The 14989-nt window shown below is 72.3% G+C and carries 13 protein-coding genes and 1 tRNA gene; 7 read left to right on the forward strand and 7 right to left on the reverse strand.

Features of this window, described 5'->3' with window-relative positions:
* The first annotated feature begins 201 nt into the window (after positions 1-201).
* A complete protein-coding gene (locus tag C7M71_RS18170; protein ID WP_111492093.1) occupies positions 202-1914 on the forward strand; it encodes a GAF domain-containing sensor histidine kinase in 1713 nt (570 codons plus the stop codon).
* Positions 1915-1995: 81 nt separating this feature from the next.
* Here C7M71_RS18170 and C7M71_RS18175 read toward each other — a convergent pair whose 3' ends face one another.
* Both C7M71_RS18175 and C7M71_RS18180 read right to left on the reverse strand, forming a co-directional pair.
* A complete protein-coding gene (locus tag C7M71_RS18175) occupies positions 1996-2760 on the reverse strand; it encodes a response regulator (protein ID WP_111492100.1) in 765 nt (254 codons plus the stop codon).
* A 132-nt stretch (positions 2761-2892) separates the two neighbouring features.
* Positions 2893-3765, reverse strand: a complete 873-nt coding sequence (locus tag C7M71_RS18180) for a universal stress protein (RefSeq protein ID WP_111492101.1) — start codon at positions 3763-3765, stop codon at positions 2893-2895.
* A gap of 185 nt (positions 3766-3950) precedes the next feature.
* On the opposite strand from C7M71_RS18180, the gene C7M71_RS18185 reads away from it, so the two are divergent.
* The 5 genes from C7M71_RS18185 (at position 3951) to C7M71_RS18200 (ending at position 8535) form a co-directional block, all read left to right on the forward strand.
* Entirely contained in the window at positions 3951-4139 is a 189-nt protein-coding gene (locus C7M71_RS18185; protein ID WP_111492094.1) for a hypothetical protein, read from the forward strand.
* A 3-nt stretch (positions 4140-4142) separates the two neighbouring features.
* Entirely contained in the window at positions 4143-4490 is a 348-nt protein-coding gene (locus tag C7M71_RS18190) for an ArsR/SmtB family transcription factor (protein ID WP_111492095.1), read from the forward strand.
* On the forward strand, positions 4487-4732 hold the full coding sequence (locus C7M71_RS30740) for a DUF6126 family protein (protein ID WP_162824297.1): 246 nt from the start codon (positions 4487-4489) through the stop codon (positions 4730-4732). Before C7M71_RS18190 ends, C7M71_RS30740 begins: the two co-directional genes overlap by 4 nt.
* Before the next feature lie 53 nt (positions 4733-4785).
* The gene (locus C7M71_RS18195; protein WP_111492096.1) at positions 4786-7209 is read left to right on the forward strand and encodes a glycoside hydrolase family 65 protein; all 2424 of its coding nucleotides are present in this window, start codon (positions 4786-4788) and stop codon (positions 7207-7209) included.
* Positions 7210-7518: 309 nt separating this feature from the next.
* Positions 7519-8535: a 2-hydroxyacid dehydrogenase gene (locus C7M71_RS18200; RefSeq protein ID WP_111492097.1), complete on the forward strand. Its 1017-nt coding sequence runs from the start codon at positions 7519-7521 to the stop codon at positions 8533-8535.
* Between the two features lie 4 nt (positions 8536-8539).
* Here C7M71_RS18200 and C7M71_RS18205 read toward each other — a convergent pair whose 3' ends face one another.
* Positions 8540-9970 (reverse strand): multicopper oxidase family protein, encoded by a 1431-nt coding sequence (locus C7M71_RS18205; protein WP_111492098.1) that lies wholly within the window; start codon positions 9968-9970, stop codon positions 8540-8542.
* 263 nt (positions 9971-10233) lie between these two features.
* Here C7M71_RS18205 and C7M71_RS18210 point away from each other — a divergent pair.
* Positions 10234-10306 (forward strand) — tRNA-Arg (locus C7M71_RS18210).
* A 257-nt stretch (positions 10307-10563) separates the two neighbouring features.
* Here C7M71_RS18210 and C7M71_RS18215 read toward each other — a convergent pair.
* The 4 genes from C7M71_RS18215 to C7M71_RS18230 are packed head-to-tail and all read right to left on the reverse strand — an operon-like array spanning position 10564 to position 14966.
* On the reverse strand, positions 10564-11211 hold the full coding sequence (locus C7M71_RS18215) for an HAD-IA family hydrolase (RefSeq protein WP_111490307.1): 648 nt from the start codon (positions 11209-11211) through the stop codon (positions 10564-10566).
* Between the two features lie 42 nt (positions 11212-11253).
* A complete protein-coding gene (locus C7M71_RS18220; protein WP_111490308.1) occupies positions 11254-12810 on the reverse strand; it encodes a glycosyltransferase family 4 protein in 1557 nt (518 codons plus the stop codon).
* 39 nt (positions 12811-12849) lie between these two features.
* Positions 12850-13995: a radical SAM family protein gene (locus C7M71_RS32690; RefSeq protein ID WP_111490309.1), complete on the reverse strand. Its 1146-nt coding sequence runs from the start codon at positions 13993-13995 to the stop codon at positions 12850-12852.
* 59 nt (positions 13996-14054) lie between these two features.
* Positions 14055-14966, reverse strand: coding sequence for a UTP--glucose-1-phosphate uridylyltransferase (locus C7M71_RS18230; RefSeq protein ID WP_111490338.1), 912 nt, complete (start codon positions 14964-14966; stop codon positions 14055-14057).
* Positions 14967-14989 lie beyond the last annotated feature (23 nt).

A 14989-nucleotide genomic window follows, 5' to 3' on the forward strand; every position in this document is an offset into this window, starting at 1 on the left:
CTCCTTCGTGGCGGGCGCTCTGCTGCGCTTCCCCTCCATTCCACCCCCGGGGTCGCCGCTCCGCGCTGGGGCCGAAGGGCCCGCGCCGCCGTCCGCAGGTCCCCGCGACCTGGCAGGTCCGGTACCCGGCCGTACCGTCTGGCCGGTACCTTGGGACACCGGCGGCCCGGTACGGCGGCCGCCGTACCGAGGAGGACCAGGGTGGGCCGGGACGAGGGGGCCGCGCGACTGCCGCAGATGCGGCTGGATGAACTCCTTGAGGAGCTTCAGGCGCGGATCGACGCCGTCCGGGGCACCCGCGACCGGGTCCACAGCCTGCTGGAGGCGGTGCTCTCGGTCGGCCGCGAACTGGACCTCACCCAGGTGCTGCGCACCATCGTGGAGGCCGGTGCCACGCTGGTCGACGCCCGCTATGCCGCGCTGGGGGTGATCGGGCCGGACGGGCGCACCCTGTCCCAGTTCCTCACCGTGGGGGTCAGCCAGGCGGAGATCGAGCTGATCGGCCCGCTGCCGTCCGGCCATGGCATCCTCGGCGAGCTGATCCGGCATCCGCAGCCGCTGCGCCTGGAGACCCTGGCCGAGCACCCCGCCTCCTACGGCTTCCCGCCGGGCCACCCGCCGATGCGGACCTTCCTCGGGGTGCCGATCCGGATCCGCGACGAGGTCTTCGGCAACCTCTACCTCACCGACAAGCTGGGTGGCGCGCAGTTCGACGCCGAGGACCAGGCGGTGATCTCGACGCTCGCGGTGGCGGCGGGCGTGGCGATCGACAACGCCCGGCTGTACGAGGAGGCGCAGCGCCGTCAGGCGTGGCTGCGGGCCAACGCCGAGATCACCAGCGCCCTGCTGTCAGGCAGTTCGCAGGCTCAGGTGCTGGAGCTGATCGCGCAGCGCGCCCGGGAGATCACCGGCGCCGCCGTGGTCGACATCGCCATGCCCGCCCGGCCCGGCGAGCTGACCGTGCGGTTCTCCAGCGGGGTGCGGGCCGAGACCCGGCACGGTCTGGTGCTGCCGTACGAGGGCACCCTGTCCGGCGCCGCGTACACCAGCGGCGAGCCGGTGGTCAGCGCGGACGCCTGCAAGGACCCGAGGATCACGGCCGGACCACCGCGCTTCGCCGGTCTGGGGGCGGCGGTGGCCGTGCCGATGGGCACCGCAGAGAAGGAGCTGCGAGGCGTGCTGCTGCTGGCGCGCGCCGAGGGTGAGTCGCTCTTCACCGAGGAGGAGATCCGGCCGCTGCTGGGGTTCGCCGGGCAGGCGGCGCTGGCGTTGGAGCTGGCCGACCACCGGCGGGACGCCGAGCAGTTGGCGATCCTGGAGGACCGCGACCGGATCGCCCGGGACCTGCACGACCTGGCGATTCAGCGGCTCTTCGCCACCGGGATGACCTTGCAGAGCGCGGGCCGGTTCATCGACCACCCGGAGGCGGCGGACCGGGTGCTGCGGGCGGTGGACGACCTGGACGAGACCATCAAGATCATCCGCTCGGCCATCTTCGGCCTGCGGGCCCGGGACACCCGCGGCGAGGGTTCCCTGCGCGCCCGGGCGGCGCGCGCCGCCGAGGAGGCGGCGTCCGCGCTCGGCTTCGCGCCCCGGCTGAGCATGGAGGGCCTGCTCGACACCGATGTGCCCGCCGCCGTGGCCGACCATGTGGTGGCCGTACTCCGCGAGGCGCTCAGCAATGCCGCCCGGCATGCGCGGGCGACCCAGGTGGAGATCGTGCTGCGGGCGGCCGACGCCGAGGTGGTCCTCACGGTCACCGATGACGGGGTGGGCATCCCGGAGGGCGGCCGTCGCAGCGGACTGCGCAACCTGGCGGAACGGGCCGACCAGTTGGGCGGCACCCTGCTGCTGGAGTCCCCGTCCGACGGCGGCACCCGGCTCATCTGGCGCGCTCCGCTGGGGCACGGCTAGCCGAACCTCGGCCCGGGCCCGGACCCGGGCCCGCCGCATGCGTCGGCCGGAGCCGGGTCGGCGGCAGGGGCAGCGGCGGGGTCAGCGGCGGGTGCGTCCCGGCTGTCCGCTGCGGTCGTCCCCGGACCCGAAGCCGGACCCGAACCCGAACCCGGACCCGAACCCCGGACTACCGGCGGAGGCCGCCTGGGTGGCGATCACCGCAGCCTGCACACGGCGCTCCACGCCGAGCTTGGCCAGCAGCCGGGAGATGTGGTTCTTGACCGTCTTCTCGGCGAGGTAGAGGCGCTGCCCGATCTGCCGGTTCGTCATGCCCTCGCCGATCAGCGCGAGGATCTGCCGCTCCCGCTCGGTCAGCCCGGAGAGCAGCTCCTCCTCCGGCTCCGGGTGCTTCTCCTCGCGCAGCCGCGCCATCAGCCGGGTGGTGGCGCCCGGGTCCAGCATCGACTGCCCGGAGGCCACCGTCCGTACGGCGGTGACCAGGTCGGTGCCCTTGATCTGCTTGAGCACATAGCCGGCCGCACCCGCCATGATGGCGTCCAGCAGCGCCTCCTCGTCATCGAAGGAGGTGAGCATCAGACAGGCCAGCTCGGGCATCTGCGAGCGCAGCTCCCGGCAGACGCTGACGCCGTCGCCGTCCGGCAGCCGCACATCCAGCACCGCGACCTGCGGACGCAGCGCGGGCACCCGGGCCAGGGCCTGGGCAGCGGTGGCGGCCTCGCCGACGACGGCCAGGTCGGGCTCGGCATCCAGCAGGTCGTGCACCCCGCGCCGGACCACCTCGTGGTCGTCCAGCAGGAAGACCCTGATCGGTTCCGGTCCGGCGGCGCCGCCGTTCTCCGCCATCAGATGCCCCACCTTCGCGTCGACCGGTCCGCCGCACGGCCGCGCGGACCCCATGGGGGCATCCTGCCCGACCGGACGACGGGAGAACCAGGGCCGACCGGCCCTGGCCGCCCGGGACCTCCCGGCCGCTGGTCAGGGATGCGGGACCACCGCGACCGGGCAGCGGGCGTGGTGCAGCACCGCATGCGCCACCGGCCCCACATGCATGCCCACCGGAGAGGTACGCACCCGCCGACCCACCACCAGCAGCGCCGCGCCCTGGGCCGCCGCCTCCGCCAGCACCTGCCCGGCCGACCCCAGCATCACCTGCTCCACCGCCTCCACCTGCGGGTACTTCTCCCGCCAGGGATGCAGCGCCGCAGCCAGGGCCTGCTCGGCATCCTTGGCGAGGCTGGTGGTGAGGTCCACGCTGAGCGGCGCCGCGGCATAGCCGTAGGTCGACGGCAGGCTCCAGGTGTGCACCGCCCGCAGCCGCGCCGAACTCCGGGCGGCTGCCTGGAAGGCGAACTCGACCACCTCGTCGCACGGCCGCTCCAGCTCCATGCCCAGCACGACCTCCCCGGTGCCGTTCGCGCCCCGCACCTCCGGCGCACCCTCGCCGCTCCGTACCAGCACCACCGGACAGGCCGCGCGGGCCAGCACCTGGAGGCCCACCGACCCCACCAGGAAGCCCGCCACCGCGCCCAGCCCGCGCGACCCCAGCACCAGCAGCTCGGCCCCCTCGGCGGCGGCCACCAGGACCTCCGCCGGATGGTCGGCGATCCGGTCGGCGGAGACCTCCAGGCCGGGGAAGTCGCCGCGCAGCCCGCTCTCGATCTCCAGCAGCATCTCCTGGGCGAGGCCGGTGTCGGAGTCGCGTACCGTGGGCGGCGCATTGAACAGCCACGGCCAGGCGAGCACCAGCCGCAGCGGCCGTTCCCGGCGCAGCGCCTCGCCCGCCGCCCAGCGGGCGGCGGCCACGCTCTCGGGGGAGCCGTCGACACCGGCGATGACGCTCTGCACCATGGTGACCTCCACGGTCGGGGTTTTGAGGGGAGTCCGCTCTACTCAGCCTGGCGCTTACCCGTACACCGAGGCCAGGGACACCTGGCCCCGTCCGGGCGAGCCGGTGGGCCCTCACCCGTTCGGGGAATGATTTGAAGACTTCTGCACATTCGTAGATGCTGAACACTCGAAGGACTGGAGATGCCATGGGCGCATTCGACGAGGAGCTGCGCCGGCAGCTGGAGCAGGCACGGCAGGAACTGGCCGCCGCCCGCACCGCCGGAGACGACGACGGTGTCCAGGCATACGTCGGCCGGGTGGCCGGGCTGCTCCGGCTCGCCGCCCTGCACGGCATCCAGGTGCCCCACGAGGTGGACGAAGAAGGAGAGGGCTGACCCGTGCCTGTTCCGCTGTACCAGGCCAAGGCGGAGTTCTTCCGCACCCTCGGCCATCCCGTACGCATCCGCGTCCTGGAACTGCTCCAGGACGGGCCGCTGCCGGTGCGGGAGCTGCTGGCCGCCATCGACATCGAGGCATCCAGCCTCTCCCAGCAACTGGCCGTGCTGCGCCGCACCGGCCTGGTGGGCTCCACCCGCGAGGGCAACACCGTGGTGTACGCGCTGAGCACCCCCGATGTCGCCGAGCTGCTGCGGGCCGCCCGGCGCATCCTCACCGAGATGATCACCGACCAGGGCGAACTCCTCGCCGAGCTGCGCCGGGCCGACACCAAGGCGGCCTCCGTATGAGCCCCCAGCGGGCCACCTCGCAGCCGACCCCTGCCGAGCCGACCCCCGCACAGCCGCCCGTCGTAGAGCCGACCCCTGCCGAGCAGACCCTCACGACCCCTGTGACCCCGCCGGTGAATGACGTCACCGCCGCCGAGCAGAAGAAGAAGCGGGGCACCGCCGTACGCGTCTTCGTCTATGTGGCGGTGACCCACCTGTGGGCGGCTCTGCTGATCGCGATGTTCGCCATCGGCCGCCGCTGACCCCCGCGAGGCCGGCCCGGAAGGGGACCGGCCGTGGAGGAGGGAGAGCCGGGGTGCCGCACTCGACCTGGGAGTACCACGGCTGGGACCCCGAGCAGGAGCGGCTGCGGGAAGCCCTCTGCACCCTCGGCAACGGCCGCTTCGCCACCCGGGGCGCCGCCCCCGAGACCGACCCGGGCCCGGTGCACTACCCCGGCACGTATGCCGCCGGCCTCTACAACCGCCTGGTCTCCACCGTCGCCGGACGACAGGTGGAGAACGAGGACCTGGTCAACCTCCCCAACTGGCTGCCGCTGCGCTACCGCATCCGCGGCCCGGACGCCCCACCCGGCGACTGGCTCACCCCCGACGGCCCCGAACTCCGCGACCACCGGATGGTGATCGACCTGGAGGCCGGCACCCTCACCCGCCGGACGCGGTACACCGACGCCCACGGCCGAGGGCTGCTGGTGGAGCACCGGATGCTGGTCCACATGGGCGACCCCTGGCTGGCGGCACTCTCCACCACCTTCAGCGCGGACGGCTGGAGCGGCACCGTCGAGGTCGAATCGGCGCTGGACGGCCGGATCACCAACGCGGGCGTGCAGCGCTACCGGGACCTGAACGGCCACCATCTGACGCAGGTACAGACCGGCGCCGACCGGCCCGGCGTCGTCTGGCTGCACTGCCGCACCACCACCTCCGACGTGCATATCGCCCTCGCCGCCCGCACCTGTGCCGCACCTGCCTCACAGCCTCCGGAGCCCCCGGACGCGGCGCTCACCGACCGCCGCGCCGCCTCCCTGCTGGCCCTGCCCGTCGCCCCCGGCCGCCCCGCCGCCGTGGAGAAGACCGTGGCGCTGTTCACCTCCCGCGACCGGGCCGTCGCCGACCCGCTCCAGGCCGCCATCGACCGGGTCCGGGAGGCCCCCGACTTCGCCGAACTGCTCGCCACCCACCGCACCGCCTGGCGCCACCTCTGGCGCCGCGCCGACCTGGACGTCCCCGGCGAAGCGGGCCGCATCCTCCGCCTCCACCTCTTCCACGTCCTCCAGACCCTCTCCCCGCACACCGCCGACCTCGACGTCGGCGTCCCCGCCCGGGGCCTGCACGGCGAGGCATATCGCGGCCATGTCTTCTGGGACGAGCTGTTCGTCCTGCCCTACCTCAACCTGCACTTCCCCGACGTCTCCCGGGCACTGCTGACCTACCGCCACCGCAGGCTGCCGCAGGCATGCCGGGCCGCCCGCGCGACCGGCCGCCGAGGTGCGATGTACCCGTGGCAGAGCGGCAGCGACGGCCGCGAGGAGACCCAGCAACTGCACCTCAACCCGCGTTCCGGCCGCTGGCTCCCGGACCACTCCCACCTCCAGCACCACGTCGGCTCGGCCGTCGCCTATGACATCTGGCAGTACTGCCAGGCATCCGGCGACACCGACTTCCTGCACACCGCCGGCGCGGAGATGCTGTTGCAGATCGCCCGGTTCTGGGCGGACTCCGCCGTCCTCGACCCCGGCACCGGGCGGTACCGCCTGCTCGGCGTCGTCGGCCCCGACGAGTACCACGAGGCGTACCCCGGCGCCGACCGGCCCGGCCTGGACGACAACGCGTACACCAATGTCACCGCCGCCTGGGTGCTCTGCCGCGCCCTGGAACTGCTCCGCACCCTGCCCCCCGTCCGCCGCGACGAACTGATGGACCGCACCGTGCTCGACCCCGCCGAGCCGCTGCTGTGGGAGGACGTCTCCCGCCGCCTCACCATCCCCTTCCACCGGGACTCCGCCGGTGCATGGGTCGTCAGCCAGTTCGACGGCTACGGCCGACTGCGGGAACTCGACTGGGACGGCTACCGCGCCCGCTACGGCGACATCCGCAGACTCGACCGGATCCTGGAGGCCGAGGACGACACCGTCAACCGCTACCAGGCGTCCAAGCAGGCCGATGCGCTGATGCTCGGCTACCTCTTCTCCCCGGCCGAACTCGCCGGCCTCTTCCGGCGGCTCGGCCACGAACTGGACGACGACACCTGGAACCGCACCGTCGACCACTACCTCCGGCGCACCAGCCACGGCTCCACGCTCAGCGGGCTGGTCCACGGCTGGGTACTAGCCCGGGCACGCCGCACCGACGCCTGGCGCTACTGCCAGGAGGCCCTGGTCGGCGATGTCGCCGACATCCAGGGCGGCACCACCGCCGAGGGCATCCACCTGGGCGCCATGGCCGGCACGCTGGACCTGGTACAGCGCGGACTCACCGGCCTGGAGACCCGCGAAGACGCCCTCTGGCTGGACCCGGTGCCACTGCCGCCGCTCTCCCGGTTCGGCTTCCGCCTCCGCTACCGGGGTCACTGGGGCGTACGGGTCAGGGTGGACCCGGGCACCCTGCGGATCAGCGTCCCCGCCTCCGCCGAACAGCCCATCCGAGTGGAACTCGGCGGCCGACCCGCCCTCGTCCACCCCGGCGAGGAACGCTCCTTCACCGCCCCCACCGCCCACTGACCCCGCCCCGCCCCCGCCTCCTGCCCCGACCGCGCCCCTGCCCGGTGCCGGGCCGCGTTTCCCGGCTACCCCGTTGGGCACCGTTCCCCGACCCCGACCCCGCCCCCGGCCCCGCCCCCGACCCCGCCTCCTGATCTCTCCCCCCGACCCTGCCCCCAGCCCAGCGCCAGGCCGCGTCTCCCGGCGACCCCGCTGGACACCGTTCCCCGACCCCGCCCCCGACCCCGCCCCCTCATCTCTCCCCCGACCGCCCCCCAGCCCAGCGCCGGGCCGCGTTTCCCGGCTACCCCGTTGGGCACCGTTCCCCCCATGACGGAGATCGTGGCGTACGGCGTACTGGCCGACGAACAACCCCTGCTGGAGAAGGCGTTCGCAGGACAGCACCAACTGCGCTGCCTGGACCTGCTGCTCAACCGGGACACCGCACCCACCGCCGCCGGCCACGAGATCGTCAGCTCCAGCGTCAACGACGTGCTGGACGCCGACGTGCTCCGCGTCCTAGCCGCCGGCGGCACCCGCATGATCGCCCAGCGGTCCACCGGCTACAACAACATCGACCTGGACGAGGCCCGCCGCCTCGGCCTCACCGTCGCCCGCGTCTCCTGGTACTCCCCGTACGCCGTCGCCGAGTTCGCCTGGGCCCTGGCCCTCGCCGTCAACCGCAGGGTCCCCCGCGCGGTCGGCCGCACGCGCGAGTTCGACTTCCGGCTGACCGGTCTGCTCGGCCGCGACTTCCACGGCCGCACCGCAGGCGTCCTCGGCACCGGCAAGATCGGCACCGCCTTCACCCGGATCGCGGCCGGCTTCGGCATGCGCCTGCTCGGCTGGGACGTCACCCCCAACCCCGAGTGCGCCGCGCTCGGCATGGAGTACGTCGACCGCGACCGCCTCTTCGCCGAATCCGACCTGGTCAGCCTGCACCTCCCGCTGCTCCCCGAGACCCACCACCTGGTCGACGCCACCGCCCTCGGCCTGATGCGGGACGACGCCATCCTGCTCAACACGAGCAGGGGCGGCCTCATCGACACCGCCGCCCTGGTCGAGACCCTGCGCGCCGGGCGGCTGGACGGCGTCGGCCTCGACGTCTACGAGGAGGAAGCCGGACTCTTCTTCTTCGACCACTCGCTGGACGTCATGACCGACGACACCCTCGCCCGGCTGATGACCTTCCGCAATGTCCTCATCACCTCCCACCAGGCGTACTTCACCGAGGACGCGGCCCGTCAGATCGCCGACACCACCGCCCGCAACGTCGCCGACCACCTCGCCGGCCGCACCAGCGAGAACACCCTCACATCCCCGACCTCACCCACGCCCGGCCCCTGACCGCTCACTTCACGATCTCCAGGACGGCCATCATGCCCGCGTCCTCGTGGTTGAGGATGTGGCAGTGCAGGACCGTGCGGCCGGTGTAGTCGGAGAAGCGGATCCGGAGCACGAGGCTCCCCCTGGCCGGAACATTCGTGGTGTCCACCAGGCCATGGCCGTGGACGGGACGGCCGTTGACGCTCAACACCTGGAAGTGGTCCACGTGCACATGGAAGGAGTGCTCCTCGTCGCTGTCGTTGCGAACGGTCCACTCCTCCACGGTGTTCAGCCTGGACCGCACATCCACCCGGTTCGGGTCGTACTGCCGGCCGTTGATGTAGAACTCGGTCCCCGCCTGGTTCTCGGAGAAGACCAGGGTGCGCCGGGCGGCCGGTGTGGCACGGCTGAGATCCACCCTCGGCGCGAAGGCGGAGGGCAGCGCGGCCGGGTGCATCGGCGCCCCGGCCGAGACCAGGGTGGCCAGCGTCGCCTGCGGGAACGCGTCGCCGGCCGGACCGGTGTTGTACGCCAGCGTCCGCAGCAGCGTCCGGCCCGGCGCACCGCCGCGTACCAGCACGTCGAACCGGGCACCGGCGGCGATGAGCAGGGTGTCCGCCGCGTAGACCCGGTCGACGGGGTAGCCGTCCTGCGCGATCACCTGGAACTGCTGCCCCGCCAACTGGACCTTGTAGTAGATGTTCGCGCTGATGTTGGCCAGCCGCCACAGCTGCGTCTCGCCGGGCCGGATGCGGATGGTCGGGTTCAGCTGGCCGTTGACCGTCCGGTTGGTGGGTGCGCCGATGTGCAGGGGACTGGTCTTCACCGAGTCGCCCTGGACCTGGAAGTCCTTGAGCGCGATCACATGCTCCGTGATGCCGCGCAGCGCCGGCGGCAGGTACCGCTTCAGCCCCTCGACCACGATGATCCCCGACAGCCCTCCGGCGACCTGCGGCGCGGACATCGGGTCCGCGTGCGAGTGGTACCAGTAGGTGCCGGGCCTGAGGGACTTCAGGTACCCGTACGAGTAGTGGAACGTCTGGCCCGGGCGGATGTGCACGAAGATGTTGTCGGCGTGGCCGCTGGGCGAGACATTGAGCCCGTGCACATGCAGATTGGTGTACTTGCCCAGGCGGTTCTCCATCGCCAGCTCAAGCCTGTCGCCGGGCCGGATCCGCAGTGTCGGCGGCATATAGCGGCCGTTGTACGTGAGGGCCCACAGCATCCGGCCCGCCACATCCACCTTCCGCCGCTCCACCACGATCCGCGCCCGCAGCACACCGTTGCGGCTCACCAGCTCCGCCGGGTCCTTCAGCGGCTCTCCCTCCCGCACGACCGGGGCCGCTCCCGCCATCGGCTTCGCGGCCACCGGCACCACCGGACTTTCGGCACCGCAGCCGCTCACCCCGACCGCGACGGCCAGGGACAGCACCACAACGAGGAATCGGGACCGCATCACACCTCCACAGGCAACTGCCCCCGCCCCCAAGGGCCTCGGCAACCAACCCCCGCCTCACATCAGATCCCGCCCCCGCCGTGATCGCACCCGGATACACCCCATCCGTGGCCACTCCCCCACCCCCGCCAGACCCTCCCGGCCACACCGCCGGCTCGCCCCCGCGCCGACGGCGATCCGGTAGTCTGTCCCCCGGGCGCCCGACGCGGGCGCTGCGTCCGCCCCCCAGGGCGAACCAGCCACCGCGCCGAACCCCAAGCCCCGCCTCAGTAGCTCAGGGGATAGAGCACCGCTCTCCTAAAGCGGGTGTCGCAGGTTCGAATCCTGCCTGGGGCACAGGTGAAAACACAGGTCAGAGGCCCTTCTGTCGAGACGGCGGAGGGGCCTCTGACGTTGCAGCACACCTTCAGCACACATCAGGCCGCAGCGGCCATGTCGTCGGCCTCCAGGGCGGCGAGCTGGTGTTCTTCGGGCTGTCCTCCAGGGAGAGCTTGCCCCTTTCGTAGCGCCGACTTGAGGCCGACGTGCTGTCCGATCCTTGATCGACGGGCGCAGCTGTGACAGGCCGTTCTGCGGGGCATCCCACCGCCGACTCAGCGAGCAGCAGTCGGTGCTGGTGGCTCGTCGTGGCCGGTCAGGGGTAGGCCCAGCTTGCGGAGGCGGCTGGTGCAGGCGTCGGCCCCTGTGAAGAGGTGTGCTTGGAGTCCGACGGCCTCTGCGGCTCGGACGAATGTCGGTTCGTCGTCGAAGTACGCCAGGGCGTGGGGTGGGATGCCCATGTGTTCGGCGGCCAGGCGGAAGGCGAGCGGGGACGGTTTGTCGACGCCGAGGCTGGCGGAGGAGAAGACGTGGTCGAACTCGATGCGGTGGAGGGCCAAGTCGTCGGGCAGGGCGTCGGTGCAGTTGGACAGGACGCCGACGGGGATGTGGCGGCGGATGTGGGCGAGGAGCGTGGTCATGCCGGGGTCGGGTTCGCCGCGGTCGTCGCGCCAGTGGTGGAGGGTGGTGCGCACGTCGGGGCCGAAGTCGGCGGCCAGGCGGTCGGTGACGTCGTCGGCCCACTGCTGGTCGGTGAGAACGCCGACGCGGGCGAGCCGGTAGGCGGGGTGGTCGTAGGCGTACCGGGCGATGGTGCCGTCGGGCAGGCCGGCGAGCTGTTCGCTGGTGCGGGCTCCGGTGTTCCTCCAGTGGCGGATGACGCCGTTCATGTCGAGCAGGAGACCTTCGATGCGGGCAGGCATGGGATTTCTCCTTGGGAGTGACCGGGATGGTCCGACGTCGGGTCAGCTGGTTCGGGCGTCGTCGTAGGCGGCGAGGTAGTGCTCGGCGGTTCGGGCCCAGCTGTAGGTGGCCTGGATATGGGCGCGGCCGTTGGTGCTGCGGCGTTTTCGCTCTTCGGCGTCGAGGAGGGCGGTGGCCAGGGTGTCGGCGAGGTCGCGGGTGTTGTCGGGGGCGACGAGCCAGCCGGTGGCTTTGGGACCGGCCCGGATGACGGTGCGGGCGGGGCCGCCGGTGGCGGTGGCGATGGGCGGGGTGCCGCAGGCCATGGCTTCGAGGTAGACCATGCCGAAGGGCTCGTCGACGGCGGGGGCGACCATGAGGTCGGCGCAGTTCAGGCCGGTGGGGAGCTCTTCGTGGCCGCGCCAGCCGGTGAAGAAGACGCTGTCGGTGATGCCCAGCTCCTCGGCGAGGTCGGCGGGATGGGGTCCTTCGTACTCGCCGGGGTAGCCGCCCCACATCAGCAGGACCGGGGCGGGGGCGAGGCGGGCGCGGGTGGCGGCGAAGGCGCGCAGGAGGACGGGGACCCGTTTGAAGTCGAGGAAGCGGCCGACCCACAGCAGGATCGGGCGCAGGTGTCCGCGGGCGTCGAGGAGGCGCTTCAGGTCGGCGGGTGTGTAGCGGATGCTGCCTGGAGGGCGGCCGGGTGCCCACCCCCGGGGGTCGGTGACGAGCCAATGCCGCAGGTGTTCCAGGCGCTGGTCGGGGTCAGGCCGCGCTGGGCGGAAGCGTTCGGTGTCGACGCCGTTGGCGATGACGGTGGGTGCGGTGTCCAGGCGCAGCAGACGCTGGGCGAGGCGCTGGTCGTGGTCGGAGACGACGGCGAGGCGGCCGGCCTGGGCGGCGGCTTGGCGTAGCCGGGCGGTCCAGTAGGGGGCGTGGGTCCACTTGTGCCAGCTGGTCTCGGTGAGCAGTCGGGTGTCGTCGGGGCTGAGGTCGGCACTGTGGGCAATGCGGGCTGCCTCGGTTCGGCGGTCGGGGTTGTCGGTGTGGAGCCGGTGGCCGAGTTCTGTGAGGGAGGTGGCGCAGCGCTTCGCGAGACGGACCCGGTCGAGCATGCCGTCGAGGAGCTTGAGTTCGGTGCCGTGCAGGGTGGTGACGCGGGGGACGCCGGGGTAGACGGCGTGGGCGCTGGTCTGCAGGTGGCTGAGGTGGTGCAGATGGAGCACGTCGGGGTGCGCGGTTCGGTGGGCGGTCAGGTGGCGGGTCCAGGCGCGGGTGAGATGGTCGGCGTCGGTGGGCGGGACGGTGCTGAACAGCGGGTCGGGGCAGTGGCCGCGGTCCTCGTAGGAGGGGTGGAAGGGCAGGGTGGCCTGCTGGGGGTTGTCGCCGTGGGTGAAGGCGGCGTGGGCGCCGTTGTAGTCGTACGGGTGCAGGTCGAGGCCCTGGTAGAAGGTGGGGCCGTGCGAGGGTTCGCCGGGGTTGCCGAGGGAGCCGGCGTGTAGGCGGGTGGTCCAGCCACGGGCGTCGAGTTCGCGCAGGAGGTAGCGCACGACTTGGGCGCTGCCGCCGCGCGGGTAGAACAGGATGGCGGAGTCGAGGGTGAGGGTGGAGGAAGGCATGGCGGTCCCCTTGGAGTCGGGTCGGTGTGGAAGGCCCGCTCAGGGGAGGGGGTCCACGATGAGGGGCTGCCCGCCGGCGAGACGGCCTTGCCAGTAGCGCTCGCCGGGGTCCTGGGGAGAGCGGACGGCGACGGAGAGGACCTGGGCGAGGTTGTGGCGGTCCCGCAGTTCCAGCGGCTCGGTGAGGATCACGGTGCGGCTGCCGGGGATGAGGGTGTACGGGTGGCCGGGGTGTCCGATCCGCTGAAGGTGGCGGTCGACGTCGGCGCCGGTCACCGGCTGCTGTAGAGGGAGGGCCTGGTGGCAGCGGTCGCGCTGGGCTGCGGGGCAGCGCTTGGCGGACAGGCAGGTCGGGGTGTCCAGGATCTGGGCGCGGTCGGTCTGCCCGAGGACGTAGGCCAGGGCGCAGCTGTTGGTTTCGAAGAACGGGTGGTGGGCGTAGCGGTCGGGGATGTTCCGGAGCCAGTCCCATGTGGTGCGGGGCCAGACGCTGTCGGCGGCGCGAGGGTCCAGGTGCGGGTTGCCCAGTTGCGGCCACAGGGCGGTGATCTGGTCGAGGGCGGTGGGCTTGATCTTGGTGCCGACGGCGACGGTGCAGGCTGTGTAGCGCGCGGCCCAGTCCATGACGTGCTCGATGACGTCGGGGGTGGAGTTCTGGGGCAGGGCGGGGCGCCAGTAGTGGATGACTGGGACGCCGGCGGCGTGCAGGCGGGGGAAGTTGTCGCGCAGGGACTCGTGGTCGATGCCCTGTTCGATGTCGGGGCCGAGGCCGGAGTAGCTGAGGTAGACCAGGATCGGCAGTCCGGCGCTGCGGTTGCGGGTGATGCAGGCGACGACGTCGTCGGGGACCGCGCATTTGGTGATCAGGCAGATGGGGTTGCGGACCGGGGAGGCGCCGAGGGCGTCGAGGAGGGCGGTCAGGTGCGCGCGGGTGGCGGGGGTGGCCAGGGCGTCGGTGCAGGTGTAGAGGGCGAGGACGAGCGCGGGGTGGTAATAGGGGTGGGCCAGGAGCTGGTCGAGGGTTTCCTGCGGGCTGGCCAGGATGCGGGGCTTGGCCCGGGTCTGGCCCAGATCGCGCAGGTAGCAGTAGCGGCAGCCCTTCGGGCAGCCCTGGACGGGGTTGACCACCATCCAGGTGTCGTGCTGGTCGATGGCCGGTTCGAAGACGCGCTCGCGTGGTGCCACGGGGTGCTCCCTGGGGTCGGCCGACTCGCCGGGGCCGGGCGGCCCGAGGGAGCGGCGGATCAGCTGGCGGGTGGTGCTTGGGCGTCGAGGTCACGGGCCAGGCGGCGCAGGATCGGCCCGTATTCGGGATGGGTCAGTGCGTGGGCGAACTGGGCGACCAGGTAGTCCGCGGGGTTGCCGGTGTCGTACCAGCGGCCTTGGATGACCTGGCCATACACGGCGCGGCTGCCCGCGTAGGCGTTGATGGCGTCGGTGAGGTAGACTTCGCCGGTGCGGTGCTCGTACCAGCGGCGGGTCTGCTCGCGCAGCTCGTCGATGATGCCCGGCGTGATCACGTAGCCGCCGATCGCGGCGAACGCACTGGGCGCGTCCTCGGGCTTCGGCTTCTCGACCAGGCCGGTGATCCGCAGCAGGCCGTCGTCCAGGTCCTCCTTGACCACCGGCACCCCGTACCGGTGGGAGTCGGCCGGGTTCATCGGCAGCAGCGCGAGCACCGGGCAACTGGTCGCCTCGTACGCCTTGATGAGCTGCTGGGCGCGGGGGACCTCGGCGACGAACACATCGTCGGGCCACAGCACCAGCATCGGCTCGTCGCCGGCGTTGCGGGCAGCGTTCAGGACCGGGGTGCCGTTGCCGTACGGGCCATGCTGGTCGAGGTAGGTGATGTGCCCGTGCCGGGCCAGCTCGGCGACCTCGTCCACCGCGTCCGCGTACGCCTGCTTGCCGTCGGCGCGCAGGTGCTCCACCAGTGCCGGGTTCGGACGGAAATGGTCCTGGATCAGGCTCTTGCCGCCCGAGACGACGATGGTGATGTCCGTGATGCCGGAGGCGACCAGCTCGCGCACGGTGTGCTCGATGACCGGTTTGTCACCGACCGGCAGCATCTCCTTGGGGGTCGCCTTGGTCAGCGGCAGCAGCCGCGAGCCCAGTCCGGCAGCGGGGATCACTGCCCTGCGGATCGTCCTGGCCATCAGGTCCCTCTCGGTGCAGCGGC

It is taken from the genome of Peterkaempfera bronchialis (genome assembly GCF_003258605.2).
Lineage (GTDB): Bacteria > Actinomycetota > Actinomycetes > Streptomycetales > Streptomycetaceae > Peterkaempfera > Peterkaempfera bronchialis.

What these genes read in the sequence shown, in the direction of transcription:
- C7M71_RS18175 (WP_111492100.1), bottom strand. Translation starts at nt 2,760, where the DNA reads ATGGCGGAGAACGGCGGCGCCGCCGGACCGGAACCGATCAGGGTCTTC.
- C7M71_RS18180 (WP_111492101.1), bottom strand. Translation starts at nt 3,765, where the DNA reads ATGGTGCAGAGCGTCATCGCCGGTGTCGACGGCTCCCCCGAGAGCGTG.
- C7M71_RS18185 (WP_111492094.1), top strand. Translation starts at nt 3,951, where the DNA reads ATGGGCGCATTCGACGAGGAGCTGCGCCGGCAGCTGGAGCAGGCACGG.
- C7M71_RS30740 (WP_162824297.1), top strand. Translation starts at nt 4,487, where the DNA reads ATGAGCCCCCAGCGGGCCACCTCGCAGCCGACCCCTGCCGAGCCGACC.
- C7M71_RS18200 (WP_111492097.1), top strand. Translation starts at nt 7,519, where the DNA reads ATGACGGAGATCGTGGCGTACGGCGTACTGGCCGACGAACAACCCCTG.
- C7M71_RS18205 (WP_111492098.1), bottom strand. Translation starts at nt 9,970, where the DNA reads ATGCGGTCCCGATTCCTCGTTGTGGTGCTGTCCCTGGCCGTCGCGGTC.
- C7M71_RS18215 (WP_111490307.1), bottom strand. Translation starts at nt 11,211, where the DNA reads ATGCCTGCCCGCATCGAAGGTCTCCTGCTCGACATGAACGGCGTCATC.
- C7M71_RS18220 (WP_111490308.1), bottom strand. Translation starts at nt 12,810, where the DNA reads ATGCCTTCCTCCACCCTCACCCTCGACTCCGCCATCCTGTTCTACCCG.
- C7M71_RS18230 (WP_111490338.1), bottom strand. Translation starts at nt 14,966, where the DNA reads ATGGCCAGGACGATCCGCAGGGCAGTGATCCCCGCTGCCGGACTGGGC.